Below are 25,317 nucleotides of genomic sequence, written 5' to 3'. Positions count from 1 at the left end.
GAGACCAAATTGGCAACATTCTAGAATGTCTTCTCTTTTCGTTTTAGCGAGATTGATCATCAATTCTCTCTTCAAGTTGTTTCATTAAATCCTTTAACTGTAGAGAATCGAAATTGTCTGAATTCGGCACTTGGTAAGCGTCGTTGACTGTGTAGAGCATCAAACTTTTGCTAGAGAAGAACTCTTTCTGTATTTGGACTTTGACAATGTCATCAAGAGGTAGACGGAAGTAAACCGTTGAGCCCTGGCGGTACTTCAAGGTGTTGGTGCTTGCATCGATATCTAGCGTTTTAGGATTGAACGCGCGGCGCGTGAAGTACGTTGAGAGCAGTTTCAATCCTATTATTGTGAGTGCTACGAGTCCAAACTCGACGATCTTGTCTGCTAGGTAGGAAAAATAGAACAGCGACAACAATACAGTTCCTAGCAAGAAAGGGTTGTTCTTGGGCAGATTTTGTGAAGTTTCATGGATGATCATCCGACATATTCCTCGACTTTATTCAGAAGCGACGAACGTGAGTTGGTAGACACAAACCTTTCGTTCTTTGCCTTGCATGCGCAATGTTTTGTCACCGATGTAAGGGATATTTAGTTTTTGGATCACCGATTTAGAACGCTGATTGTCCACCAAATGCATCACGGTTATTCCGTTTAACTCAAAGTGCATTCGAGCAAATTCGAGTAAGGCTTTGGAGGCCTCGAATGCATAGCCTTTCCCCCAATGTGGCACGCCAACCCAGTAGCCTAATGTACCGTAGCCCTCTTCGATACGCGGTAAACTCACTGCACCAAGTAACTCCCCAGTGTTTCGCAAGGTAATAGCGTACGCCACGCCTTGATGCTGCTGATACATCGGATCGTGCCTATCTATCCATGCTTGCGCCATCGGTCGCTCATAAGGATGAGGGATGTTTGCTGTCATGTCGGCAATTCGCTTATCTCCAGCGAGTAAAGCCACTTGTTGGCAGTCATCGATATTGAATGGCCGGAGGACGAGTCTTTCGGTAGTGAGAATCGGTTGTATCGTCATGCATTTCTTCCTTGATGAGACGGCTATAGCTGCTAGCAACTGGTTTGCGGGGTAAATCGAGATAACAAGGCGTCTCGAAAGCTCGATCTAGCCAGGCGTGTAGTTGTCATGCGCCTTACTAAATAATAAGCCCGAACAATTGCTTATGTGTAATGTGTCGTATTATTACACACATAAGCACGTTTGCTCATATTGATGGTACAAAAGTTGAGGTCTGACCAATGTCTCAGTTTTTTGATACTTTCGTTCAATTTTTTGAAGATAGGGCACAAAAAATTAAAGGAGCTTTTTAATTGTGGAATTATTTTGAACAAAATATGTCAATTGTCAGTAGGACGAAAAAGTAGGGAGAAGAGAAATGCCGGATATATATTGCGCAGCTTGTAGAAAATCAACGCAACATAAAGTGATTATGAAGCGTTGCGAGCCTCAGTCTGTTGAGTCGTTAACAGGCAAAATGGTGAGTTTTACACAGCTGATGGCGAAATTTGTATCAGGTGAACATTATTACGAGATGGAGCCTCAATACTACTGCCGTTGTTGTAATCATCGTGCAATTGGAGAGGTTGTTCCACATCCTACACGGCATACATCGGCCGCACTCTAATTCTGAGTGATAGCCATGATTAATGGCTAATTAGGGTGGCGTTGCCCGAACGACAGATCTATACAGGCGTATCATGCGCTTTCAAATTTGCGACTCCGCGGGAGCCGCTAGGTTGCTTTTTCTCTTCATATCACGGTTACTAAGTGAGCGGCAATAATCATAGCTCTTTCCCTCCTTCGTTGTTTTCTGGTTATTCTCTGCTGAATTTCACATGCTGTGCATTTGATGGTTTGCAATTGTTTGAGCAACGATTAATGTGATGCTTTCTAAGTGGTTACAAGGAAGTGGGTTAATGAGTTATCAATTGGACCGGATTGATTTACATATTTTGAGAGTGCTTCATTCGAGAGGCAGAATTCCAGTTGTAGAACTAGCAAAGCTGATTAACTTAACGACTTCTCCATGTTCTGACCGTGTAAAGCGGCTAGAAAAAGAAGGGTATATCAATGGTTACCATGCAGAGTTGAATGCGGAAAAGTTGGGGCTGGATGTGCAAGTATTCATCCATATTCGTTTAGACCAAACCAGTTTTTCTATTTTTGAAAAGTTTGCGAAAGCGGTGGAATTGATGCCTGAAATTGAAGAGTGCTACTCGCTCTCTGGAGATTTCGATACCATGATAAAAGTTCGTGTTAAGAGCATGAAAGCGTATCAGGAGTTTATGTCGAGTAAGTTAGGCACGCTTCCGGGCGTGATTCAAACTCGTAGTGAAGTGGTCATAGAAGAACATAAAACGGGATTTGGTGTTAATCCCGAGCTCCTTGGTTAGGCGAGGCATGTGTTGATCCTCCTTATTTAGCGTGGCTTGGTATATTACTTTTTCACGATTAAAAAAGGAGCCGAAGCTCCTTTTTAATAAATCGGTGAGCGATTATGCCCCGATAAAGGTGCTGATAACGCCAATTAAACCACCAAAAACACCGCCCCAAACGACTAGCCAGCCAAGGTGCTGTTTAATCATCTTTTGCACCATTTCTTTAACTAATGCCGGTGTTAATTCGCTTAAACGTTGATCGATGATACCTTCAATGTTCTGCTTTATCTCATCCATCATTGCAGGAGATTCGAATTGCTCTTTCAGTGCTTCTTTGATGTTATCGCTCTTGCTCAACTCAATGATGGATTCTTGCATCTTTTCGACGAAAGGTTGGCGCATGGGTTGTAGCGCTTCCGAGCCGCCAAACATCGCTAGCATGCCACCAAACTGAGAGCCTTCAATTACTTCCACTAGGGAATCAAATGCTGGATTTAAATCTACTTTCTCAATTACTGGTTGAAGATCGATGTTCACACCGCCCGCCATTTCTTTATTCAAGAATCGGTCAATGTTCGCTTCAGTAAAAAACTGTTCCATCATCAGGTTTTTGATAGCCAGTTTAAACTCTTCAAATCGTGCGGGGATCACGCCAGAACCGTATAATCCAGGCACTTTCTCAAACAGCATATGGATGGCAAGCCAGTTGGTGATGGCGCCTGAGAACGCAAACAGCCCTGCATACCAAAGATAGTCGTTTTGTAATTGATGACCTCCAGCCATCAAAGCGATAGCAAGGACATTCGTTAGCAAACTTTTGTTCATAGTGACCAGTTATATGTGAATATCGGAATAAATAAGTGGGCCTGATTCTATACCTAAGTCACATTAAGATGCTAGATTTTGCCGTGATGAGTAGTCTTGTAGCGAAGGGAAAAAAATGAATGCTCGGAAAAACAAAACCCGACAATCATTGTCGGGCCACTGCTTTTTCTTAGAAAAACTAAGATTCTATTTTTAATTTTAGATGCGGTAGATCTTACAACAAAGTTGGCATTTCCATCTTTCTGAGTAGCCAAATAGCTTGTCAGCCCAACTTGGTTTGAGTTGTACGATCTGCATTGAACCACATTTACACATAAGCTAATTACCTTATTGTTAATATAATAACTAAGCCATCTATTGAGTATAGCTGTTTCTCAAAAAGTGAAATGACAAATGAAGACGGCTCAATACTCTGTATTGTGTTCATTGCAATGGATACGCAACGAGGCGGCATATTAGCAGAAAAAGTGTGAGCTTTATCATGGAGAGTGTTTCATATATGAGAAACCACAATGGCTATATGAGCGTCTAGCCATGGATTAAAATAAAAAACGGCGCTTAAAGCGCCGTTTTTATTGAGCTTATCACTCGTTAAGAAGCATGTTGATTGTCTAGTTCTTCAGCGATAAATCCGCCAGTTTGATGCGCCCAAAGCTGGGCGTAAATGCCGTTATTCGCAATGAGTTCTTGATGAGAACCTTGTTCAACGATGCTGCCTTTATCTAGCACGATGAGGCGATCCATTTGTGCGATGGTCGATAATCGGTGAGCGATAGCAATAACCGTTTTCCCTTGCATTAATTCATTCAAGCTTTCCTGAATCGCTGCTTCGACTTCTGAATCCAGAGCCGATGTGGCTTCATCCAGTACCAGCAATGGTGCGTCTTTGAGTAGCACACGAGATATTGCGATACGCTGACGTTGGCCGCCAGACAGTTTCACACCACGTTCACCAACTTGCGCATCGTATCCGACATTACCAAATGGGTCGGTCAGAGTTTCGATAAACTCATGGGCATGCGCTTGCTTAGTGGCTTTCAGCAAATCTTCTTCTGTCGCATCTGGATTGCCATACAAAATATTGTCTCGAATTGAACGGTGTAACAGAGAAGTATCTTGGGTCACCATACCGATCTTTGAACGCAAAGAGTCTTGTGTGACTTCTGAGATGTTCTGTCCATCGATCTTAATGCTGCCGTCTTCGACATCGTGGAAGCGAAGTAACAAGTTCACCAAAGTCGATTTTCCGGCGCCGGAGCGCCCGACCAAGCCTACTTTCTCTCCTGGTTTGATGTTGAGGTCGAGATGGCTAATCACGCCTTTGTTCTCACCGTAATGGAAGCTGACGTTATCAAAGTGAATGCCTCCTTCAGTGACAACCAAGTCTTTTGCACCTGGTTTATCTTTAATATCAATAGGCTTAGAGAGCGTTTTCATTCCATCGACAACGGTTCCCATGTTTTCAAAGAGGGCGCCAACTTCCCACATTATCCACATAGACATACCGTTTACGCGCAATGCAAGACTAACAGCAATCGCAATCGCGCCAACGCTAATGGCACTATCCAACCACAGGTAAATCGATAAAGCAGCAACGGAAAATACCAAAATATAGTTTGAGATCTCTACAGCGACGTCGAAGCCGGTCACTAGGCGCATTTGACGATAGACCGTATTCAAAAATCCTTTCATGCCTTGCTCGGCATATTGGGTTTCGCGCTGGCTATGAGAAAACAGTTTGACGGTTTGAATATTGGTATAACTGTCTACGATGCGCCCTGTCATTGTCGAACGTGCATCGGCCTGCGCTGAAGCGACGTCTTTGAGCTTAGGGACAAAATAGATTTGGATAGCGATGTAAGCGAGTAACCAGACGATCATTGGGATCATCAAACGCCAGTCTGCCGTCGCTAACATAATGATCATGCTGGTGAAGTAAACCGTAACGTAAACAAACACATCCATAGCTTTCATTACGGTTTCGCGCACAGCTAATGAGGTTTGCATGACTTTCGTTGCGACTCGGCCTGCAAAATCATCTTGATAGAAGTTCAAGCTTTGATTGAGCAAATACCGGTGTGCAAGCCAGCGGATAGACATTGGGTAGTTGCCCAATAACGTTTGATGAACGAGCAACGAGTACAAGATCACCAATATAGGCATGACAACCAGCAATAAGGCTCCGTAGAAAATCAAATCCGATTTGTTGTCTTGTAAGAACGTTTCTGGATTGCTGGTAGACAACCAATCAACCAATTGTCCCATGGCGCCAAACAACATTACCTCAACAACAGCCACAATTGTGGCCATCAAAGACATGATGATCAAAGGCTTTTCATAACCACGAGTGTAATAACGCAGAAAAGCGAACATCCCTGAAGGAGGCTGATCCGGTGTAGATTTGGGGAACGGCTCTGTAAAGCCTTCAAATCGTTTAAACATAACTCATCCTAAAGTTAAAACAGTGCCATTTGGGGTGGCTAAATCCATCGATTCACGCTGCTTTGGACGAAACCGCGTGTATGAGAGTTTCTTGCCTGCTCCTCGATAAAGCAGACCGATTGACGAGAGGGGCGAAAAAATAGTCTAACCGATTGTGTCTTAAATGTAACTAGTTGGTTATGAGTGTGATTGTCTATGGTTCTGATTCTTATGATGAATTCTTATCATGTTCATCACGGTGCCATAAAATCTTAAACCTGCAAAGTGACAATAAAATTTAGGGAAAAATAAACTTAATGCAGCAAAAAACACTTTTGTGCAATTAAATTAATTGTCAAAACAGCAAAACTGAAGTTAACAATAAATTTACAATCTCCTCATTCTAGTGATAAGGAATATATTGGATGCTATTACACGAATCAGTGACCCAATTTGCTAATGGGAAAGAAGAAAGCACGCAAAGTGCTCAGCGCCAAACCGCAAACTGCGTAGTGATGGTGCCACCGAAAGAGTTTCGTTTTAATGAAGAAACCGCACAAGATAATGAGTTCCAACATAAAGTGTCACTCAGCCAAGAAGAAGTCTCACGTCGAGTAATGGCCGAGTTCGCGAGTATGGTTGCAACGCTGCGTCAAGAGGGCGTTCAAGTTGTTGAGTTTGATTATCCAACTTCAGATGTTGCGACGCCAGACGCGGTATTTCCAAACAATTGGTTTAGCACTACGCCAGATGGCACGTTGTACACCTTTCCAATGGCCTGTGAAAACCGTCAAAAAGAAGTACGTCCCGATGCGCTTGTGGCAGCACTAGCGCAAGCAGGGCGAGAAGTTCATCGACGCAGCAGTCTAACTGAATATCTTGACGAGCAAGCGTATTTAGAAAGCACGGGTGTGATGGTGTTTGACCACCTAAATAAAACGGTCTATGCCGCACTCTCACAACGTTGTGATCGTCTGGTTTTAGAAGATTACGCCGATCGTATTGGCTATGAACGAGTGATTTCTTTCCAAACTCGTTTGCCGTCTGGTGCGCCGATTTATCACACCAATGTGATGATGGCGGTTGGCGAACAGTTTTGCGTGATTTGTGACGAAGTGATCCCAGAATTTGAGCGTCGTTTTGTAATGAAGTCACTCGCCAAAGACAAGCAAGTCATCTCAATTTCGCTTGAACAGATGAACCAGTTCTGCGGTAACATTCTGCAACTGGAAACGATCAACGGCGACAAGGTGATTGCGATGTCGCAATCGGCGTACGATGCATTCTCACCAGCACAAAGAAACCAATTGGCAACGCACGGTAAATTGCTGCCATTCGACGTTTCTACCATAGAATCTATTGGTGGTGGTTCGGTTCGTTGCATGTTGGGTGAAGTGTTCTTACCGAATCGTAAAGCTGTGCTTTAATAAACTGCACATTTCTTTTCAGCCGCAGTGAAAGGCTGACGAAGCATTCTCTTCAAGGGTTTTTAGCCGTTAGCTCTGTGGCAGTACAGACTAACGGCTTTTTTGCGCTTTTTAGTTTTCTGAAGATTTGCGTAGGCGACGCTTGGTTTAAGCGCCTAAAATAGGATGGTTCACCTAGCAGATTGTGGTAAAGTCCGCGCCTGCGTTTTACCGCATCTTCATTGTTTTTATTGCCTCTTCAACCAAAAGTACAAGGTTTCGCTAATGCCATTTTCTACTCTCTCATTGAGTTCTGAGCTGATTCACGCCCTGCCAAAAGACTTCAAGAAACCGACCGATATTCAAGCGTTGGCCATTCCTGAGCTGTTGGCTGGTCAAGATCTATTGGCTTTGGCAAATACAGGCAGCGGCAAAACCCTTGCTTATGGTTTGCCTTTGTTGGAAAAGCTGGGTGTCAATCCAGAGCAAAAAGCGCTGATTCTTGTGCCAACTCGTGAGCTGGCAATGCAAGTGAGTGAAGCAATTAACCAAGTTGGTCAAGTTCTTGAACTCAACGCAGTGTGTTTGTGTGGCGGCGTTGATAAAGAGCAACAACAGCAGGCGCTAGCGACAAATCCTCATATCCTTGTCGCGACGACAGGTCGTTTGGTTGATCTGGCAAACAACGGTTTAGACTTAAGCAATATCCATTACCTAGTGTTGGATGAGGCGGATCGTCTGTTGGATATGGGCTTTTGGCCTGACGTGCAAAATATTGCGGGGCTTATTTCAAACCAGCGTCAAACCGCGATGTTCTCGGCAACGTTTTCAGATGAGTTGAAGGGTAAAGCGAAGCTGCTTATGCCGGCACCAAAGCAAGTTGCAGCGCATCAAGAAAACAGCACCAACCAAGATATTGCTGAAACGCTGTACCTCGTTAACAAAGGCAGTAAAACCAAGGCATTGATTGAACTGATTCAAAAAAACGCGTGGACTCAGGCATTAGTCTTTATTGGTGCGAAAGAGAACGCCGATGGCTTAGCGAAGAAGCTGAATAAAGCGGGCATCTCAACCAATGCGCTGCATGGCAATAAGAGTCAAGATGAGCGAGAAGAAGCACTGGCGCAGTTTAAATCTGGGCAAATTCAGGTGTTGATTGCCACCGATCTACTAGCGCGCGGCATTCACATTGAGCAATTGCCTGTAGTGATCAACTTTGAACTGCCAATGCATGCAGAAACCTATGTTCACCGAGTAGGGCGCACCGCTCGCGCAGGCGAACAAGGTGTGGCGGTGTCATTGGTTTGTCATGGTGAAATGGACGCACTAAGCGCGATTCGTCACCTGACTCAACGTGCATTACCAGTGCAAGATCTGGCAGGTTTTCCAGTAACGGATAAGCCATCAACTGGCGAGAGCAAACGCGCGCCACGCGATAAAAAAGCCAACCGTCGAACTCATGCTAAGAAGAGCATTAAGCAGTTTCAAGGTAAGTCGAAACGCCCAGCCCCGAGTGCGAAGTAAAACAAAAAACACGCTCTTGACGGCATAGTCGGTTCAGAGCATGGCTTACAAATTTTACTTTTGAGTATTAACGGCAGTTGGGCCAATTAAGCGCATTTCCCAATCTTCGACTTCACCAGTTTCTAGACGGCGCTCGACCAGCTTGCCCCAAGACTCGACTAACGGCAGTTCAGACAACTTAGTGAGTTCTTCTCTATCTAAACAGCCAGTGAAAACCGCACCCATGATGCGAGCCAGTGGCCATTCTGGATAAGGTCTTTCACACAGAATAACCTCGTCACCTGCACCGATATCGCCTTCCTCCAACACTCGGAAATACCAGCCTGTTCGAAGCGTATCTTGCAGTCTTCTCGCCATGTCGTGTTGGTCAAATCGTACGTTAAGCTTCCAACAAGGCATGCGACCTTGCGACACTTCCAGTAGTGTTGAGCCGATACGGATTTTATCTTTCAAGCAAATCGTGGATTCGGTGACGCCCTTGGAGCTGATGTTTTCGCCAAAGCTGCCAGCAGATTGGAAAATTGTTCTTTCGCCTAATTCTTGTTGCCAGATTGGGTAGTGTTCGCTTGGGTAAATATGAAGCGCTTTTTGAATCCCACCATGAAAGCGCGGATCGCCTTGCTCATCACTGGTAAAACCGAGCTCTGTTGCGTGCTGGCGCTCAGGCTGCACTTGTTTGTTGATAGCGCTTTGCGCTCCATGAGCATAAGGGACGGTTTTCCCTGCTAGCACAGCTTTTACGACGCCGATTTTCTTCATGTAACCTCCTTATTATTTGAATGAGAGATAAAGTGTTTACCTTCATTCGCGATGCGGAGCATGATAGCCTAGTGAACTTGTGTCGGAATAGGGATGAAAAGACAATCAACAATGCTAACTCGCCAAATTGATTCGAAGTCAGGCGTCATGACCTCCAATGAGATGATGGCCGCGAATCCCCATTCTCCTGTTTTGGTGAAAACCATCGACATGCCAAAAGGTTACATTGATGCGCTGCATCAACACACTTGGCATCAAATCATCTTTCCTATCAAAGGGTTATTGCAAACGCAAACGGAGCATTATCAGCATTTGGTTCCGCACACTTCTGCGTTATTTGTTCCTGCGGGTGTTCAACACGAGTCGATTGCTCTGAGTAACACGATCTTTGTTGGCATTTACCTTAACCCTGCGTTTGGCGCAATGTACGAGCCACAAGTGAGAACCATTGCTTTAACGCCGTTTTTAAATGAGCTTTTACAAGAGATCCGCAGACAGTGTGAAAATGAGACAAGCCATGAAGAAGTGCTGCATTTGCTGGCGGTGTTGCATGATCAAATTTTGAAAAGCAACGTGCAGACATTTCAGTTATTACTGCCACAAGACAGACGACTCAAACTGATTTTCGAGCAACTGACTGACGAGCCCGCGTTGAGCTGTTCGCTAAAAGAGTGGGGGGAGAAAATTGGGGCGTCTGAGCGCACTTTATCACGGTTGTTTGCCAAGGAATTCAACACTTCATTTCTGCTTTGGCGGCAACAAATTCGGCTGATTTACTCGCTTTCTTTGTTAGATGAATCGTTGCCAATCCAAGCCATTGCAGACCTAGTGGGTTATCAAAACGACTCCTCCTACATCAAAGCATTTAAAGCCTATTTTGATATGACGCCACAACAGTTTAGAGTGAACGGCGCATCGCGCAGGTAGAAATACAGAGCTTCGACTTCACTTAATGCTTTTGAGAAGAAGTCGCGAAACGTCCCTTTTTAATTTCAATTACATGGTATGAATAACAATGGCACCAACGATAAATACTCGAGTGAATCAATTCTGTTTTGGTCAGCCCAAAACGTCGCTGTCGTTGGAAAAAGAGCCCCTCAAACCGCTTGTTCAGGGCAAGATTCGGGTGAGGCTCGAAGCTACAAACATTAACCCAAGTGACTTGCTTTCCATTTATGGTGTTGGGCAATACCGCCGCGTTCACGTACCACCTCGCGTGCCGGGATTTGAAGCGGTTGGGCGTGTGGTGGAAGTCAGTGCAGTCGGTCACACTGACCTTCAAGTTGGGCAAAAAGTGTTGGTGGCGATGAGTGGTACTTGGCAATACTACATAGATGCTTCGCCTGAGAATCTTTTTCCGCTACCTGAGAGTTTGGATAACGGCTATGCCTGCCAGTTGTACATCAACGCGTTAACCGCGTGGGTGATCACCACTAAGTTGGCTAAGTTGAACAAAGAGGATGTGGTGATCATCAATGCGGCGGGTTCGGCGATCGGTAAGATATTTGCCCAGCTTGCCCATTCACTGGGTTTTACACTGATTGCTGTCACTTCAAAGCCAGACGAGTATCCGTACGATACGATTCCAGTGTTGGACGTGAAGCAAGACTTACATGCGCAACTGCAAACGCGCAAACTGCCACAACCAACGGCCGCTTTGGATGCGATAGGCGGTGAGGCTGGCACGGATCTCATTCGTACCTTGAAAGAAAATGGCCAATACATCAACTACGGAACATTGTCGTTAGCGCCTTATACGCCCGCGTTTTTTGAATCGATGAAGACCAACAACATCGACTTTAGCTCCTTCTTTTTGCGGTATTGGGAAGAATCGGTAGGCAAAGGCGGGAGAAAGACGGTATTCGCTGAAATGTTAGACCACTTTATTACCAACGATATAAAGTTAAGTGTAGAGTCTGAGCTGCCGCTAGAGGATTTTCAAACTGCGATTGAAATGGTTGAGCAACGCTCATCGGCGGTGTCAGGAAAAATCATTTTGACGCTATGAATTACAGTGAGTCTGTTGAGAAAAGGGAGGATAAAATCCTCCCTTTTTTGATGGGTTATTTGTAATGATGGGACTATTTTAGATGGAAAATTTGCTCTGTCTCGAGCGATGTCATCGTACGTACTTGACGCCAAATATAATAAAAAATACCGAACATCATTAACATGCTTGGAATTGCAATCATCGGGTAGCTGTAAAGCGTCATCTTACCCAACTCTTCATTAAAGGCAGCCGTGCCCGAAGGACTGGTCACGATCCAAGTCGCAAGGAAGTAGTTCATCGCGGATGAGAACGCAAAAGTACTCGCAAACAGATAGTTTGATGACATTAGACAACGTTCAAATGCCTCTGATTGACCGTTCTCTTTCAAGCGTTCGTTAATCAGCGATAAATTCAATACCGTGTCATTCAGTACTAACTTCTGCATCAGTGGGTAGCGGGTAAACGTTGAGCCCAAAACCGCTAAACCGATCAGGCCAGGGATCAGGGCTTCTTTCAAGGCTAGCCAACGTGTATCAAGCTCTAACAAGCCAATGCCGCCAGTTAATAAAACACTGATAAAGCCAAGTGCAGAAATAAAGTTAAATTTCTTGTTCCGGACAAGGTCCATACCGCCGTAAATGATAGGAAATAGCAAAGCGACAACCAGCGCCATTGCTGTTCCTAGGTGTTCATCACCGCTAAACTTCATCAAGATAAAGGAAGGGATGAATACGTTAAAAAGAATCTCGAATAGGGGATTCGGCTTTTTCGCCGTTGTGTTACTCATAATGTTTTACTGACTCTACTCTATGTCGGCTGTTATTGTACTTTGACGAGAAGTGTTCATCTAGTCGCGCTTGATGTAAAGCGTTAAAGCGCCGAGTTGTGTAACGACTTATGAAATAGACCGGAGCATAGCCAGTTAGTTGACATGATTGACTACTTTTTTTGTGTCTTAATCGCGCTCCCTCTGCGCAATGATCTGATTGCGTGCTCTGAATAATCGAGTCGCCACGGTGTTGTGATTAAGCTCTAAGACTTGAGCAATTTCATTATGATTAAACCCGACTACGAGTTTTAAGACCAATGGCTCTCGGTATTTGGGTTCGAGAATCATCATTTGTTTTTGAAGCCAATCTTGTGCCATGTCGTGGTCACTGCCAGGGTAGGTTTTTGCCTGTATTACACACTCATCAATATCGACAAAATTGTACTGCTTTTTATCAAAGCGCCGAGCATCCTCACGACGCAAAATGGTGATGAGCCAAGGCTTCGCGGCATTGGGATCATTTAAGTTATCAAAGAATCGCCACGCTTTCAGAAAGGTTTCTTGCGCCAAATCTTGAGCAAGGTGATGATCTTTGCATAGCCAATACGCGAGACGATAGATATCTTGGTATCGCTCCTTCGTCATTGCTTCGTATCGTTTGTGTTTTTCCATAGCATTAAGATCAGAAGTGTAGAGCTGAGTAGCAAGGTAACCTCTGAAGCTCAAAGGTTACCTGCGGTTTCATTCTTGCCCGCTTAAAATGGCTGGGTAGAAAAACGTGAGTATTGAAGGGCGTCTGCGACTTCTTGAGCTTTAGATTCTGAAGTCATGAGATGCAGCAATTTAAGGGCGGCTTGATAGCTAACTAGGCTGCCGTTTGAGGTGATGACACCCTCATCAACAACAAAATTCTGGTCGACCTGTACATCAACTGCTGGATAGTCTTTTTGTAATCCGTTTTCACCTCCTGCCCATGTCGTCGCTTTCTTACCGTTTAAAAGGCCAGCCTCGGCCAATAGATACGCACCAGAGCAATTACTTGCCATCCAATCTGCCGCCTTTGATGTGGTTTGAATAAAGTGAATGAGATCCTTGTTTTCGATTAGCGCATCCATGTCGTAGCTGGATGTTAAAACCAGCACGTCGAGCTCCGGCTGATCGCCAATCCAAGCATCCACACCAATTTTTAATCCCTCTTCAGTGGTGATGGTTTTCTGCTCAGAGACGGAAATAGTGAGCACTTCATAATCGCTAAACCAAGTCAGACGACTTGCGACGCCAAAGACCTCTAAAGGCGCAGTAACATCAGAGGTCAGTACGCCGTCGTAAACCAGAATGCCAATGCGTTTATCCGCCGCATGTGCCGTTTGAAGCATCCCAAAGAATAGGACTAAGGTCGCTATTAATAGTTGTAGTGCATTCTTTAATCCATTTTTACCCATTGTTTTTTCCTCGCTAACAGAGCATCCAAGTTATTGAGATTCATTATATTTGGGCTGATTGGTGATTGAAGAGCCACTTTGTCTTTACTAAAGTGAATAAAGTTCACGAATGGAGTGCACGAGTTTTATGGATAAGATACGGTCCCTACGATTTTTTATTGCCACTTTAGAAGGTGGCAGTTTTGCTGCGGCCGCCAAAGCGTATGGCACAGACCCTTCTACGGTGAGTAAGGCCATCCATCGTCTTGAAAGCGACTTGGGAATACAGCTTTTCCAACGTTCTACGCGACAGATCCGTCTGACAGAAGCCGGTCGTCGATACGCAAATACCGCTAGGTTTGTACTGGACGAACTGACGGCGTGTGAGGACTCATTGAAAAGCCACAATGATGCGCTTTCAGGACTGCTTAAGATTAATGTGCCGGTCTCTTACGGTCGCCTTTACATTCGCCCTTTATTAAAAGAGTTTTGTCGCCGCTACCCCAGCATCACTATCGATATTCATTACGATGATGCCTACGTTGATATTATTGAACAAGGGATTGATGTGTCGATTAGATCTGGTGTTGTTCAGGACAGCCAGTTGATTGTGCGCCAGCTGAGTCCTATCGATTTTATTATTTGTGGCAGTCAGGATTACTTAGCGCGCCATGGTGTTCCGAGTGGCCCAGACGCATTCAATGACCATTCTTGGGTTCGTTTTCGTTTTAAACAAACGGGGAAACTGTTGCCGATTCGGATGCCAGAATCAGACGGTGCAAGTGAGTGTAACCCCGAGAGAAATTTTATTGTAAACGACGGCGAATCCATGGCAGAGCTTTGCGCAGAAGGTTTAGGGTTAACTCAGATTCCTCACTTTATCGCGAGAGATTGGCTCAAATCTGGGCGTTTAGTGCCGATATTTCCGAGTATGCGCCAAGCAGGAAATGGCGTGTATCTTCTCTATGCCAACCGGGAATATGTGCCTGCTCGAGTGAGGGTGTTCATCGATTTTATCACCCAAGCGATACAGGATATGGATGAAACGCCATTCCATACGTGGGCTGAAACGTTGCCGATTTACCAACCGAACCAAGGCGATTGAAAACTTCATGTGAGTCTTTGGTTAAAACACTCCAAGCCATATGGTGCTTTTATGGGTTTTTGTTAGGTTATTGGGCGTTATTATCGACAAGCGCAGTTTGCTCTTCGTCACTCATAAAGGAAAGACAATGCCAACTAAGATCTTAGTGCCAGTTTTGGCTCTACTTCTCAGCGCATGTGGCGGCGATGGGGAGTCGTCAGCTCCTGTAGAAAACGGCTCACAAAACACAGGTTCCACATCGTCACAAGGCACATTTGCCGAGCAGATGCTCGCAGCGGTCAACAGCGCTCGCTCTACTACACAACAGTGTGGCGCAACCACCATGCCACCTGTTGGGGCACTGACTTGGAGCTACGATTTGGAAAGCGCCGCTTATCGACATTCAAGCGATATGGCGAACAGCGATTTCATGAGTCACACAGGCTCTGACGGCAGCAATATGTCAGATCGAGTCAACGCAACGGGCTATGCTTGGAGCGCTATTGGTGAGAATGTCGCCGTAGGGCAAAGTTCCATTAACGCCGTCGTTAATGCTTGGTTATCGAGCGAAGGTCACTGCCTCAATATCATGAGTGCGGATTTTGATCAGATGGGCGCGTCGCTTGTCGAAAATCACTCGGCAAGCTACGGGTATTACTGGACTCAGGTTTTTGCCAAACAGCGCTAATGCGATAAAGAAACCTGATAGATAAACCAAAACGCCAGTAGTCACCATCTGCTGGCGTTTTATTATTTACGTCTCTTTTAGCTTGTCAGGTTACGAAGTTTTGGGTCATCCGTCAGGTATTCAACGAATTCGATCTCAAAACCTGCAGGGTCAACAAAATACACATTCTTGCGGTATGGTTCATCAGCGCCAGGTTGGGCAATCGGATAACCTGCATCGGTTAGTCTTTTGATGATTGCATCGACGTTGTTGGTCACATAAGCAAAATGCGCTAGCCCTACTTGGTGGCCGCCCAACTCGCGGTTCTCACCTTCACCGTGGTCACTCATAGCAATGTATTGATACTCGTCGCCAAAATGTAGCCAGTTTCTTGGTTTGCCACTCCATTCGCCTTTACCTTCATCACGCACGTACCAATGTGGAAATGCAGTTTGGTAAAACTTCAGCATTTCAGGGATATCTTTCACGACTAAGTTAATATGTTCTAGTTGGATCATGATGTGCTCCTTTTTGTCATTTTCTAGCCAACGATGAATATGCTAAAACCTCAAGTTAAGTTTAGGTAAAGGGCTTTTTTAAAATTTTTTAGGGTTGATATCTTTGGATCTGGATACATTGAGAGATTCGGTGGGTTTGGTGCTTTGAATCTGAGAGCTGGGTTAGGGGCTTGCAACCTTGTTTCACCTTTTGTTTGTTCGTGTTCTTGCTAAGCATTTTCGATCGAGTTTGTGGTGAGTAGATTCCCAGTCTCACCTAGGTTCGCGGGAATGACGGAAAGAGAGTGCTAAACGAAGAGCGTCATTCTGAAAGAGCCTAAGCGAGTATTCAGAATCTACTTTCAGTGTGTTGTTATGTTGCGTTGTGAATTGAACTATCCGCGAGCACAGAACCAGTTCCTCCCTTTTGAGCTCTGTGTGTTGAGAGCTTCGGAGTTTGATACAAGGGGAGGTTAGGTGGGGTTGCTGGTTGAATGTTGGGTAAGGTGCTTGCAACCTTGTTTCACCTTTTGTTTGTTCGTGCTACTCATTTTCGATCGAGTTTACGGTGAGTAGATTCCGAGTCTCACCTAGGTTCGCGGGAATGACGGGAAGAGAACGCTAAACGGACAGCGTCATTCTGAAGGAGCCTAAGCGAGTATTCAGAATCTACTTTCAGTGTGTTGTTATGTTGCGTTGTGAATTGAATTATCCGCGAGCACAGAACCAGTTCCTCCCTTTTGAGCTCTGCGTGTTGAGAGCTTCGGAGTTTGATACAAGGGGAGGTTAGGTGGGGTTGCTGGTTGAATGTTGGGTAAGGTGCTTGCAACCTTGTTTCACCTTTTGTTTGTTCGTGCTACTCATTTTCGATCGAGTTTACGGTGAGTAGATTCCGAGTCTCACCTAGGTTCGCGGGAATGACGGGGAGAGAACGCTAAACGAACAGCGTCATTCTGCAAGAGCCTAAGCGAGTATTCAGAATCTATTCGCAGCGCGTTGTGATGCTGGTGGAGTGAACTGAATTATCCGTGATTGTAGAGCCATTCCCTCCAGTTTGAACTCGGAGCGCTGAGAGATTTGCTTACACCTCTCCCCAAACCAAAAAAGCCAGCAGTTAATATCTGCTGGCAAAGTCTTTGGGCTTCTAGGTTTTTTGATTGTATTTCTTGTTACTCATCGCTGTCACGGTGCCCCGATTGGTTTTCCGGGGAAGAAAACACAGCACCGTGCGCTTTGTGCTCAAGAAATTGGAGATTAACCTTGCTTACGGATTAGGTAGTCAAATGCGCCTAAGCTTGCTTTTGCACCTTCACCCATCGCAATGATGATCTGCTTGTAAGGAACGGTTGTTGCGTCACCAGCTGCGAAGACACCTTCTAGGCTAGTATCGCCACGGCTACCGACTTCAATTTCGCCGCGCTCAGATAGCGCTACTTCTGAATCTTTTAGCCATTCTGTGTTCGGTACTAGACCGATTTGAACAAAGATACCTGACAGTTCAATCTCTTTGATTTCGTCTGTGTTGCGGTCTTTGTACTTCAAACTTGTTACGCGAGTACCGTCACCCACTACTTCAGTAGTTTGTGCCATCGTGATGATGTCTACGTTTGGCAGTGAGTTCGCTTTGTCGATAAGCACTTGGTCTGCACGAAGTACGTCTGCGAATTCAAGAACCGTTACGTGTTCTACGATACCAGCAAGGTCGATAGCTGCTTCGATGCCTGAGTTACCACCACCGATAACTGCGGTTTTCTTGCCTTTGAACAGTGGGCCGTCACAGTGTGGGCAGTACGCGACACCTTTGTTGCGGTACTCTTGTTCACCCGGAACGTTCATTTCACGCCAGCGTGCACCAGGGCTTAGGATGACACTCTTACTCTTCAGCGTTGCGCCGCTTTCAAGTTGGATGTGAATCAAACCATCTTCTGTGTGTGCTGCGCCCATTAGCTTCTCAGCTTGTTGCTCAGTCACGACGTCTACGTCGTATTCTTTTAGGTGCTCTGCTAGGTCAGTTGCCAGTTTTGGACCTTCAGTACGTTTTACCGAAATGAAGTTCTCAATTGCCATGGTGTCCATAACCTGACCACCAAAACGCTTAGCAACAACGCCAGTACGAATACCTTTACGAGCAGCGTATAGAGCAGCTGCGCTACCACCAGGACCACCGCCGACAACAAGTACGTCGTATGGGTCTTTTTCGCTCAGTGCTTTTGCGGCTTTCTCGCTTGCTCCGTCATCCACTTTGTTCAGGATTTCAGTCAGAGACATACGGCCTTGACCGAATAGCTCACCGTTCACGAATACGCTTGGTACGGCCATGATGTCGCGTTGTTTCACTTCGTCTTGGAACAAACCACCGTCGATCATGGTTGCTTTTACTTTCGGGTTGATCGCCGCCATCATGTTGAACGCTTGAACCACGTCCGGACAGTTTTGACACGACAGTGAAATGAAGATTTCTACGTCTAGATCTTTGTCTAGTGCTGCGATTTGCTCAATCACTTCTGGTTCTAGTTTGATTGGGTGACCGCCAGAATGAAGCAGTGCCAATACTAGAGAGGTAAATTCGTGACCCATTGGCAAGCCTGCAAAGCGCAGTGCTGTGCCTTTTGCTGGGTTAGTTACCGCCATCACTGGTTTACGTGCGCTTGCGTTGTCGTCACGTTCAACGGTGATTAGGTCGCTCATCTCTGCGATTTGGTTCGCTAGAGACAAAATGTCATTCGATGCTTTGCTTTCATCTAGACTAACCACTAAACGAACTTCTTCTTTTACATTAGCCAGATATTGTTTGAGTTGTTGTTGGATCGCTTGGTCTAACATAGTTGTTACTACCTTAATTAAATAGTTACCAATCAAAACAAGTATTTGTTCATTCTTGCTAGCTAAAATCGTTGATAACTGCGTTATAGATTTTGTAGTTAGAGTAACTAGCTATCGAAAATCTATGCCTGGTTCTAAACGATTTTTCTACGCAATTACTGCACACCTACTTATTCAGATAGGTAATAAAAAGTGGTTACTGTAGATAAAACCAGAGGGGGAGAGAGCAAATCAGGCAGAAGGTCGTCAAGGTATCTAACCTGAAGTGCTCTCTAATTCAGTTCTAATCAGAAAAAGGAAATCGGAACTGATTAGAACTTAAATTTCAGTGGCTTAGATTTTGCCAACTAGGTCTAGTGATGGAGCTAGTGTCTCTTCACCTTCTTTCCATTTAGCTGGGCAAACTTCGCCTGGGTGCGCTGCTACGTATTGAGCTGCTTTCACTTTGCGTAGTAGGTCTTCTGCGTCACGACCGATACCTTCAGCAGTGATTTCCATTGCTTGGATAGTACCTTCAGGGTCGATTAGGAACGTTGCACGGTCTGCAAGACCTTGACCTTCACGCATCACACCGAAGTTGTTTGTGATGTTGCCTGTTTGGTCGCCAAGCATGTAGTACTGAATCTTACCGATTGTGTCTGAGCTGTCGTGCCATGCTTTGTGAGTGAAGTGTGTGTCAGTTGATACTGAGTAAACTTCTACGCCACGTTTTTGTAGCTCTTCGTAGTGGTCTGCTAGGTCGCCCAGTTCTGTTGGACATACAAACGTAAAGTCTGCTGGGTAGAAGAAGAATACTGCCCATTTACCTAGAACGTCTTGTTCTGTTACTTCAACGAATTCGCCGTTTTTGTACGCTGTAGCTGCAAATGGTTTGATTTGAGTATTAATCATAATTTACTTTCCTTTGAATGTTTTAAGCTGAGCTGTTGTTGCTTTCGGAAAGTATATTCTCATCGGAGTGTGTTTAAGGAAAATCGCTTGTAACTATCCTATTGATAGCCATTTCCTATTTCACTTGATAGGGAAATCCGATGTAAGTGAGTTTGCTTTGATAGGTTTTATTGAAGATGAAGGCAGATTAGCAATAGAGAATACCGATGATTACTTTGAGTAGATCTTCTAGCTAAGATCGAAAGAGCCTGCATCTCGGCAGGCTCTTTCTAATAGGAAGTGTGGAAGCGGATGCTTCTATCTTCTTAGCCCAGATTGTCGAGCACTTTGCCGCACAACTTCTTCAGCATGATCATTTCATCCAGCTCTAAGGTGATTTTACACATCATGGCGTTTGGCACTGACTTGGCTTGTTCCTTAAGGGCACGACCTTGCTCTGTTAGATTGAGTACGCGAACGCGTTCATCGGTTTCACTTCGGCCGCGCTCTACATAGCCTTTTGCTTCTATGCGTTTAAGCAGCGGTGTGAGTGTGCCTGAGTCCAAATGCAGTTGTGACCCCAATTCTTTTACGCTGGCACCGTCTTTCTCCCACAGCACCATCATCACTAAGTACTGCGAGTAAGTCAGATCAAGCTCGTCCAGCAACGGGCGGTAAGCTCGGATCACTGCATTTGCTGCGCTGTAGAGCGGGAAGCAAACTTGGTTTTCGAGTAAGAGTTTATCGTTGTCGGTCATGGTATTGTCGGTGTAACACTGGCTCATTGGTGTTGCCTACCTGCTTACAGAGAAAGAGAGTTATAAAATAAATTGTGCACAATATAGTTGCAAACTATCTTCACTTCGATATAAGATTGCAAGCAATTAAATTGTGCGCAACTTAAATTAAGAAGGACACTCGCATGACTACTCTATACAAAACTCAAGCTACCGCTTTGGCTGGTCGTAATGGTCAAGTAAAAACTGATGACGGTCTTCTCGATCTAGAGCTGTCATACCCGAAGGAAATGGGCGGCACAGGCGCAGCAACTAATCCAGAACAGCTTTTTGCGGCGGGCTATTCAGCGTGTTTTTCTAACGCGATTTTGCACGTAGCACGTGAAGGTAAAGTAAACCTGAAAAGCGCTCCTGTAACGGCAGAAGTGGGCATCGGTCCGAACGACAACGGCGGCTTTGCACTAACAGTGAGTCTAGCGGTAGAGCTAGACATGCCACAAGAACAAGCGCTAGAGCTAACGCGCATTGCACACCAAGTTTGCCCATATTCAAACGCAGTTCGTGGCAACATTGATGTGGCAGTAACGGTAAACGGCGAAGCAATTTAAGCGGTTCTTACCACGTTACAAAGACAAGAAAGCCTGCAAGTGCGCAGGCTTTTTTGATTGGTATGAGTCGAGAATACTTAACGCGACTCTAGCGGGTAAGAGCGGTAGCTCCACATGCCGTAAGTACGCAGAGCATCGCGGTAGATACCAAGCAGTTCGCTATCGCTGGCTTTGGCTAAGTCTTTAAGTGGTTTGTCTGGGTAGCTCACTGTGTCGAAAGTGATGCCTTGTGGGCCAGTTTGCCAGCTTGCAATTTCAAACAAGGTTTGACCACGGCGCACATGGCTCGCGGAACTGATGATGGTCGCGTGTTTGATGTTATGACGCGCCAACGCGTAGCTGCTGAATAGGGCGTTACCTACCGTGCTGGTGGCGTAGTTTTCTTCAATGATGCGATCTTTGCTGATGCCTTTTTCAATCAGCCAATCCGCCATTAACTTGCCTTCGGTTTTGTGGTTCTTCGGTACACCACCCGTCAATACGATCAATGCGTCTGGATTTGCTTTCGCCATTGCTAACGTAGTTTCCAAACGCTCAACCAAGATTTGATGCATTGAACCATCTGGGTTCAGCGCGTATCCCAACGTGACGATTGCGCCTTTGTCATCCAATTTGCCTTTGTCGGCTTTCTCTTTTAGCGGCGTGGCAAGTACGCGGTCAACGGTGTCGAAGATGCGTTGGATGTCTGCCGCTTTACCTGCATTGAGCTTAGTGAGCGTCGCCATGTGTTTCGCTGATTCCGTTTGGTTGCCCTCAAAGCGTTGCCATACCGCTAAGTAAGCGTGCAAATCCACATCGTCTGGTGCAACAGAAAGGGCTTGTTCAAACAGTTCAATCGCGCGGTCTGCATTCTTGTTGTAGATCTGCGCGTTGGCCGCAGAAATCAGTAGGTCAGTACGGTACGGCTCAAGTTTGTAGGCTTCTAGTAAGCGGTCGGTAACAATCTCCATGTTGCTCGGCATTTTGGCGGTAAAACCCGCATGAGAGATACGCGCAGGGGATTTGAATGCTTGTACCGCGTCATTCAGTAGTTGGTCGACAACCTGACGTTTAGTGACGATCTGTGAGTAGTCGGCGGAAGATTGGACGGCGGCATCGTTAGCCGCGATAGAGTATGGGGCAGCAGTCAGCGCAATCACGCTACCAAGAGCAATGGCAAGTAAGTTCTTCTTCATGGAATGTCCTAGAGGTGCTGTAGTACCTAGTTTTTATTGTGCCTAGCGTTGTAGGTCGAACGGGGTCGATAGAATTTTTTCAGTCTAGGTTCGCTTCATGAATAATCTGTGAAATGAATCCCAACTCAGCCGAGCGAATGAATGCGCGTGGCCAAAACGCGAAGTAGGATCACGAAAATACTGAGGTATTCGTTCGTGTTCTAAGTAATTGGATTAAAAGATAAACAGCGTTTAGAAGAACGAATTTAAGCAACCAGAGTAAGAAATGAAAAAGCCTGCAACGATGCAGGCTTTTGGTTTATTTGATGGCAGTGCAGAAGCTAACGTCTGCATGGTGCGTTTGAGGGTCGAAGCTGTGGTAAAGCTCAAAGCAAGGGCGATCGTCGTTTTCGATGCCGGATTCAATCACTTTGCTCATGACATCATCCCACGCTTTTGAGTATTGGATCGGGTCAGTAATGTGTTGGCGCATCACGGCATATTGACCGCCGGACAAATCTTGCAGCTCAATGCCTTTCGGAACTTCCGTATCTTCTGGCACCATCAAGCAGATATCAGTGCGACACTTCTCGTCTGGCGTGATTTCTGGGTTGTCATGGTAGATGAAGATGCAGGTATTGCCTGCCAAACCTTTCATTCCTGCCCATTGATACAGGCGACCTGATGGCTCTTCATAGCCTTGGCCGTAAGGGCCGTTTACGCGAATGTAAGCCAGTTTTGCTTTTTCAAAGTTTTGCGTTTCCATTGTCATGCTCCATTTGGTGAGTTCAGAGCCAGTATATGAATCGCTTGGTGTCACTTCGTTTCCATTCTTGCGCAACGTGTGTCCAATCTTGCTGTTTCGTGCTAATTCAGAAAACTGCTGATAGTTTTCGCAGTCACGAAAGGCCGTGGGTGTAACGCCATAATGTTGTTTGAAGGCTTTGGCTAAGCTCTGTGAGCTAGAAAATCCGTACTCTAGGGCAATGTTCAATACCGGTTGCTTGGATTTGAATAAGTCATCGGCGGCGGCTTCTAAACGTAAACGTCGAATGAAATCAGCCAATGTCTCGCCTTGCACGGCTTTGAAGGTGCGATGAAAGTGATAAGGAGAAAGGTTCGCCAGCGCGGCCACTTCTGGCAGGTTGAGTGGTTCATTAAAGTGTTGTTCTAAAAAGCGAATCACAGGAACCAGTCGTTGGTGGTAGTCGACGCGCATCGGGGTATTTCCTTGTTCTGTTCAGCTTGTATTCTCTGCTCAAAGCCTACCGCAATCCAACAAGCTTGCAAGGGAGCAGGGTGAGAAATGCGTGGCGAGATGAGCATCAATCAGTCACACTCAACGAACAGATGTTTAAGCAAAAACGTTGCGCTCATTATCTTTACTAACCGCTAGGACAATCATGATAGCTTGGAAACAGTCTCTGCCAGAGTACAACTGGCTCATTCATCAAATTTGGTACTTGGAAGTGCCAGAGGGTGAAGTCATTGACCCCAAGCCGCACCTTATCCCAAACCCGCGTGGTCATTTACTCTTTACGCCATCAGAGCAAGACTACAGCTACGACACGGGAGACACAAAGCTTACTGGCAAAGGCTGCCATTTATTAACGGCTAACGAACACTTGCTGCTGTTGGAAGATACGGCTCCCATCAAGCGTATTGGTATCACCTTTCGCCCAGAGGGTTTGTATGCCATTGAGTCACGGTTTCGTGATGCCCCCCAAGTTAGCGCAATTAACCAATGCGAATGGTTTGATTGGCTCAACACGGCCTTTGATGAGCGCTTTCAACAAGGGTTATGGCAGCTAAAGTTGCAAGATTCACCGCAATGTTTGCTGAACTACATCAAACAACATCTAGATGCGTTAGATATCGAACCTTGCCGTACCAAACCGTTTTTGGCATCGCAAAAAGCGGTTTCCGTGATGGATGCTCAGGCACTACGCTCACCTGAACTAGCGATGGATATTGATGAGATAGCCAAACAGTGCGCCTGTTCTCGCAGAACGCTTGAGCGCAGTTTCAAACAAGTGGTGGGGTTGAGCGTTAAGCAGTATCAACAAATGGCGCGTCTGGAGCAGATGATTTTGACTCTCTACAAGCAACAAGAAGCGATTGATTGGGCGAGTTTCTCACAACAATTTGGTTTCAGTGACCAATCGCATTTGATTCGTACCCTCAAACATCAGCTAAGAAAAACGCCGAGCAAATACCTGAAAAAACGTGACTTAACCATCGATATCTATGGCGATTTTGAGTCGTAATACATTGCTAATCAGCCCGAAAGTTGTCGCAAAAATCCAATTTTTCTCTTATCCGCTGAGCTACTATTTTCAGCAGATAACGAGGTAACACATGTCATATCAAAAACTAAAACAAGGCGAAGCCATCCCATTTAACGAATCGTTGACTATCCAACTGATTCAAGGCTATGATCTACAAGATATTATCGAGATGTTGAACGATGATAAGGTCAATCAGTATCTGTTCTTCGCACCTGCTGACAACAGCCTATATGAGGGTTTCTTTGGCCCTATTATTGAAAATACGGCACAAGCGATTAAAGACAGTGTTTGGCCAGATAGCCCAACGTTCGTGATTCGTGACCAACAAGGCCAGTACATGGGAATGTGCGCAGTGACCGCAGTGATGTTCTTAACTGGCAACTACGAAGTAGGTTATCAATTACCAACTTGTGCATGGGGTAAAGGCGTTGCGACTCGCGCTTGCCAAATGATGACCGACATTGGCTTTACTGAGCTAAACGCCCATAAAGTCAGTGCCGATTGCTACGCTTCTAATGCTGGTTCTTACAAGACGTTAGAGAAAAATGGTTTTACTCAAGAAGGCCGTCAGAAAGACTACTACAAACTAGAGCAAGGCTTTGACGATAAACTTTACTACGGTATGACCGCAGATCAATTCGCGTCTTTAAATCGCTGATAATTAGCTGGCAAAAAAGTAGCTAACAACAAATTAGTGAACAAAAAAGGCCGTTAACCCACATGCTCGGGTTAACGGCCTTTTCTATATTCAGCGCTAAATGGCTAAGACTTAGTTGCCTTGGTTTTGGCTTTGAAGCTTCTCTTTTGCTTCTTCAACCTTTGAGAAATCCAATCCCAACTCGTCTACGGCTTCTTTGATTAGCGCAGGGTTTTGCATCACTTGCGCCATCAGCATTTGTAGCTTGTCTTGTGGCAAACCTAGTTGGCTGATTGTTGCCATTGCCGCTAGAGGGTTTTGCGTCAGAGTCTGAAAAATCTCGTTGATTTGTTCGTCGCTGATGTTGTTCTCTTTTAGCAAGGCGATAATTGGGTTCATCATATTTCCTTTCAATTATTCATTGGATGACACTGAGGTGCAGTGTA

General features: G+C 45.4%; 26 protein-coding genes. 11 read left to right on the top strand and 15 right to left on the bottom strand.

Features of this window, described 5'->3' with window-relative positions; genetic code table 11:
- Window positions 1-43: 43 nt before the first annotated feature.
- Both R7Q48_RS05785 and R7Q48_RS05780 read right to left on the bottom strand, forming a co-directional pair.
- On the bottom strand, window positions 44-478 hold the full coding sequence (locus R7Q48_RS05785; protein WP_017820067.1) for a hypothetical protein: 435 nt from the start codon (window positions 476-478) through the stop codon (window positions 44-46).
- 18 nt (window positions 479-496) lie between these two features.
- Window positions 497-1,030 carry a GNAT family N-acetyltransferase gene (locus R7Q48_RS05780; protein WP_085569453.1) on the bottom strand — a complete coding sequence of 178 codons (534 nt, stop codon included), beginning with the start codon at window positions 1,028-1,030 and terminating at the stop codon, window positions 497-499.
- Between the two features lie 358 nt (window positions 1,031-1,388).
- On the opposite strand from R7Q48_RS05780, the gene R7Q48_RS05775 reads away from it, so the two are divergent.
- Together R7Q48_RS05775 and R7Q48_RS05770 are read left to right on the top strand one after the other, a co-directional pair.
- Window positions 1,389-1,637: a hypothetical protein gene (locus tag R7Q48_RS05775; RefSeq protein ID WP_130545664.1), complete on the top strand. Its 249-nt coding sequence runs from the start codon at window positions 1,389-1,391 to the stop codon at window positions 1,635-1,637.
- A gap of 292 nt (window positions 1,638-1,929) precedes the next feature.
- A complete protein-coding gene (locus R7Q48_RS05770; protein WP_005374595.1) occupies window positions 1,930-2,406 on the top strand; it encodes an Lrp/AsnC family transcriptional regulator in 477 nt (158 codons plus the stop codon).
- A gap of 102 nt (window positions 2,407-2,508) precedes the next feature.
- Here the strand turns inward: R7Q48_RS05770 and R7Q48_RS05765 are convergent, their stop codons facing one another.
- Both R7Q48_RS05765 and R7Q48_RS05760 read right to left on the bottom strand, forming a co-directional pair.
- Window positions 2,509-3,216, bottom strand: coding sequence for a DUF445 domain-containing protein (locus tag R7Q48_RS05765; RefSeq protein WP_005383549.1), 708 nt, complete (start codon window positions 3,214-3,216; stop codon window positions 2,509-2,511).
- Between the two features lie 591 nt (window positions 3,217-3,807).
- Window positions 3,808-5,658 (bottom strand): ABC transporter ATP-binding protein, encoded by a 1,851-nt coding sequence (locus R7Q48_RS05760; protein ID WP_005374597.1) that lies wholly within the window; start codon window positions 5,656-5,658, stop codon window positions 3,808-3,810.
- A gap of 404 nt (window positions 5,659-6,062) precedes the next feature.
- Here R7Q48_RS05760 and R7Q48_RS05755 point away from each other — a divergent pair, with 404 nt between their 5' ends.
- On the top strand, window positions 6,063-7,064 hold the full coding sequence (locus tag R7Q48_RS05755) for an arginine deiminase-related protein (RefSeq protein ID WP_005383547.1): 1,002 nt from the start codon (window positions 6,063-6,065) through the stop codon (window positions 7,062-7,064).
- A 264-nt stretch (window positions 7,065-7,328) separates the two neighbouring features.
- Window positions 7,329-8,567 carry a DEAD/DEAH box helicase gene (locus tag R7Q48_RS05750; RefSeq protein ID WP_213866657.1) on the top strand — a complete coding sequence of 413 codons (1,239 nt, stop codon included), beginning with the start codon at window positions 7,329-7,331 and terminating at the stop codon, window positions 8,565-8,567.
- A 54-nt stretch (window positions 8,568-8,621) separates the two neighbouring features.
- On the opposite strand, the gene R7Q48_RS05745 is transcribed toward R7Q48_RS05750, so the two are convergent.
- Window positions 8,622-9,326: an MOSC domain-containing protein gene (locus tag R7Q48_RS05745; RefSeq protein WP_318132203.1), complete on the bottom strand. Its 705-nt coding sequence runs from the start codon at window positions 9,324-9,326 to the stop codon at window positions 8,622-8,624.
- A 111-nt stretch (window positions 9,327-9,437) separates the two neighbouring features.
- Here R7Q48_RS05745 and R7Q48_RS05740 point away from each other — a divergent pair, with 111 nt between their 5' ends.
- Entirely contained in the window at window positions 9,438-10,253 is an 816-nt protein-coding gene (locus R7Q48_RS05740) for an AraC family transcriptional regulator (protein WP_046876128.1), read from the top strand.
- Between the two features lie 88 nt (window positions 10,254-10,341).
- On the top strand, window positions 10,342-11,334 hold the full coding sequence (locus R7Q48_RS05735) for a zinc-dependent alcohol dehydrogenase family protein (RefSeq protein ID WP_257897594.1): 993 nt from the start codon (window positions 10,342-10,344) through the stop codon (window positions 11,332-11,334).
- Window positions 11,335-11,407: 73 nt separating this feature from the next.
- Here R7Q48_RS05735 and R7Q48_RS05730 read toward each other — a convergent pair whose 3' ends face one another.
- The 3 genes from R7Q48_RS05730 to R7Q48_RS05720 all read right to left on the bottom strand — a co-directional run bounded on the left by R7Q48_RS05730 (window position 11,408) and on the right by R7Q48_RS05720 (window position 13,527).
- On the bottom strand, window positions 11,408-12,103 hold the full coding sequence (locus tag R7Q48_RS05730) for a VC0807 family protein (protein WP_046875662.1): 696 nt from the start codon (window positions 12,101-12,103) through the stop codon (window positions 11,408-11,410).
- A 168-nt stretch (window positions 12,104-12,271) separates the two neighbouring features.
- Window positions 12,272-12,757 (bottom strand): sigma-70 family RNA polymerase sigma factor, encoded by a 486-nt coding sequence (locus tag R7Q48_RS05725; protein ID WP_318132209.1) that lies wholly within the window; start codon window positions 12,755-12,757, stop codon window positions 12,272-12,274.
- Between the two features lie 83 nt (window positions 12,758-12,840).
- The gene (locus R7Q48_RS05720) at window positions 12,841-13,527 is read right to left on the bottom strand and encodes a DJ-1/PfpI family protein (protein WP_046875663.1); all 687 of its coding nucleotides are present in this window, start codon (window positions 13,525-13,527) and stop codon (window positions 12,841-12,843) included.
- Window positions 13,528-13,654: 127 nt separating this feature from the next.
- On the opposite strand from R7Q48_RS05720, the gene R7Q48_RS05715 reads away from it, so the two are divergent.
- Together R7Q48_RS05715 and R7Q48_RS05710 are read left to right on the top strand one after the other, a co-directional pair.
- Entirely contained in the window at window positions 13,655-14,611 is a 957-nt protein-coding gene (locus tag R7Q48_RS05715; RefSeq protein WP_257897596.1) for a LysR family transcriptional regulator, read from the top strand.
- 127 nt (window positions 14,612-14,738) lie between these two features.
- Window positions 14,739-15,278 carry a CAP domain-containing protein gene (locus R7Q48_RS05710; RefSeq protein ID WP_171058398.1) on the top strand — a complete coding sequence of 180 codons (540 nt, stop codon included), beginning with the start codon at window positions 14,739-14,741 and terminating at the stop codon, window positions 15,276-15,278.
- 77 nt (window positions 15,279-15,355) lie between these two features.
- Here R7Q48_RS05710 and R7Q48_RS05705 read toward each other — a convergent pair whose 3' ends face one another.
- The 4 genes from R7Q48_RS05705 to R7Q48_RS05690 all read right to left on the bottom strand — a co-directional run bounded on the left by R7Q48_RS05705 (window position 15,356) and on the right by R7Q48_RS05690 (window position 20,232).
- A complete protein-coding gene (locus R7Q48_RS05705; RefSeq protein WP_318132202.1) occupies window positions 15,356-15,775 on the bottom strand; it encodes a VOC family protein in 420 nt (139 codons plus the stop codon).
- Window positions 15,776-17,008: 1,233 nt separating this feature from the next.
- Window positions 17,009-18,577 carry an alkyl hydroperoxide reductase subunit F gene (gene ahpF / locus R7Q48_RS05700; protein WP_005374617.1) on the bottom strand — a complete coding sequence of 523 codons (1,569 nt, stop codon included), beginning with the start codon at window positions 18,575-18,577 and terminating at the stop codon, window positions 17,009-17,011.
- 333 nt (window positions 18,578-18,910) lie between these two features.
- Window positions 18,911-19,468 (bottom strand): alkyl hydroperoxide reductase subunit C, encoded by a 558-nt coding sequence (gene ahpC / locus R7Q48_RS05695; protein WP_005374632.1) that lies wholly within the window; start codon window positions 19,466-19,468, stop codon window positions 18,911-18,913.
- Between the two features lie 305 nt (window positions 19,469-19,773).
- Window positions 19,774-20,232, bottom strand: a complete 459-nt coding sequence (locus R7Q48_RS05690) for a MarR family transcriptional regulator (protein ID WP_318132201.1) — start codon at window positions 20,230-20,232, stop codon at window positions 19,774-19,776.
- A gap of 137 nt (window positions 20,233-20,369) precedes the next feature.
- On the opposite strand from R7Q48_RS05690, the gene R7Q48_RS05685 reads away from it, so the two are divergent.
- Window positions 20,370-20,792, top strand: a complete 423-nt coding sequence (locus tag R7Q48_RS05685; RefSeq protein ID WP_005374640.1) for an organic hydroperoxide resistance protein — start codon at window positions 20,370-20,372, stop codon at window positions 20,790-20,792.
- Between the two features lie 77 nt (window positions 20,793-20,869).
- Here R7Q48_RS05685 and R7Q48_RS05680 read toward each other — a convergent pair whose 3' ends face one another.
- Window positions 20,870-21,967 (bottom strand): YdcF family protein, encoded by a 1,098-nt coding sequence (locus R7Q48_RS05680; protein ID WP_085569445.1) that lies wholly within the window; start codon window positions 21,965-21,967, stop codon window positions 20,870-20,872.
- 298 nt (window positions 21,968-22,265) lie between these two features.
- Window positions 22,266-23,165, bottom strand: a complete 900-nt coding sequence (locus tag R7Q48_RS05675; RefSeq protein ID WP_318132200.1) for a GyrI-like domain-containing protein — start codon at window positions 23,163-23,165, stop codon at window positions 22,266-22,268.
- Window positions 23,166-23,349: 184 nt separating this feature from the next.
- On the opposite strand from R7Q48_RS05675, the gene R7Q48_RS05670 reads away from it, so the two are divergent.
- Window positions 23,350-24,213 carry an AraC family transcriptional regulator gene (locus tag R7Q48_RS05670; RefSeq protein WP_318132199.1) on the top strand — a complete coding sequence of 288 codons (864 nt, stop codon included), beginning with the start codon at window positions 23,350-23,352 and terminating at the stop codon, window positions 24,211-24,213.
- A 91-nt stretch (window positions 24,214-24,304) separates the two neighbouring features.
- On the top strand, window positions 24,305-24,892 hold the full coding sequence (locus tag R7Q48_RS05665; protein ID WP_318132198.1) for a GNAT family protein: 588 nt from the start codon (window positions 24,305-24,307) through the stop codon (window positions 24,890-24,892).
- 111 nt (window positions 24,893-25,003) lie between these two features.
- On the opposite strand, the gene R7Q48_RS05660 is transcribed toward R7Q48_RS05665, so the two are convergent.
- The gene (locus R7Q48_RS05660) at window positions 25,004-25,270 is read right to left on the bottom strand and encodes a DUF2999 family protein (protein ID WP_004746427.1); all 267 of its coding nucleotides are present in this window, start codon (window positions 25,268-25,270) and stop codon (window positions 25,004-25,006) included.
- Window positions 25,271-25,317 lie beyond the last annotated feature (47 nt).

The sequence above is a fragment of the Vibrio sp. 378 genome (genome assembly GCF_033339435.1).
This window is presented reverse-complemented; position numbering and strand designations above follow the sequence as displayed.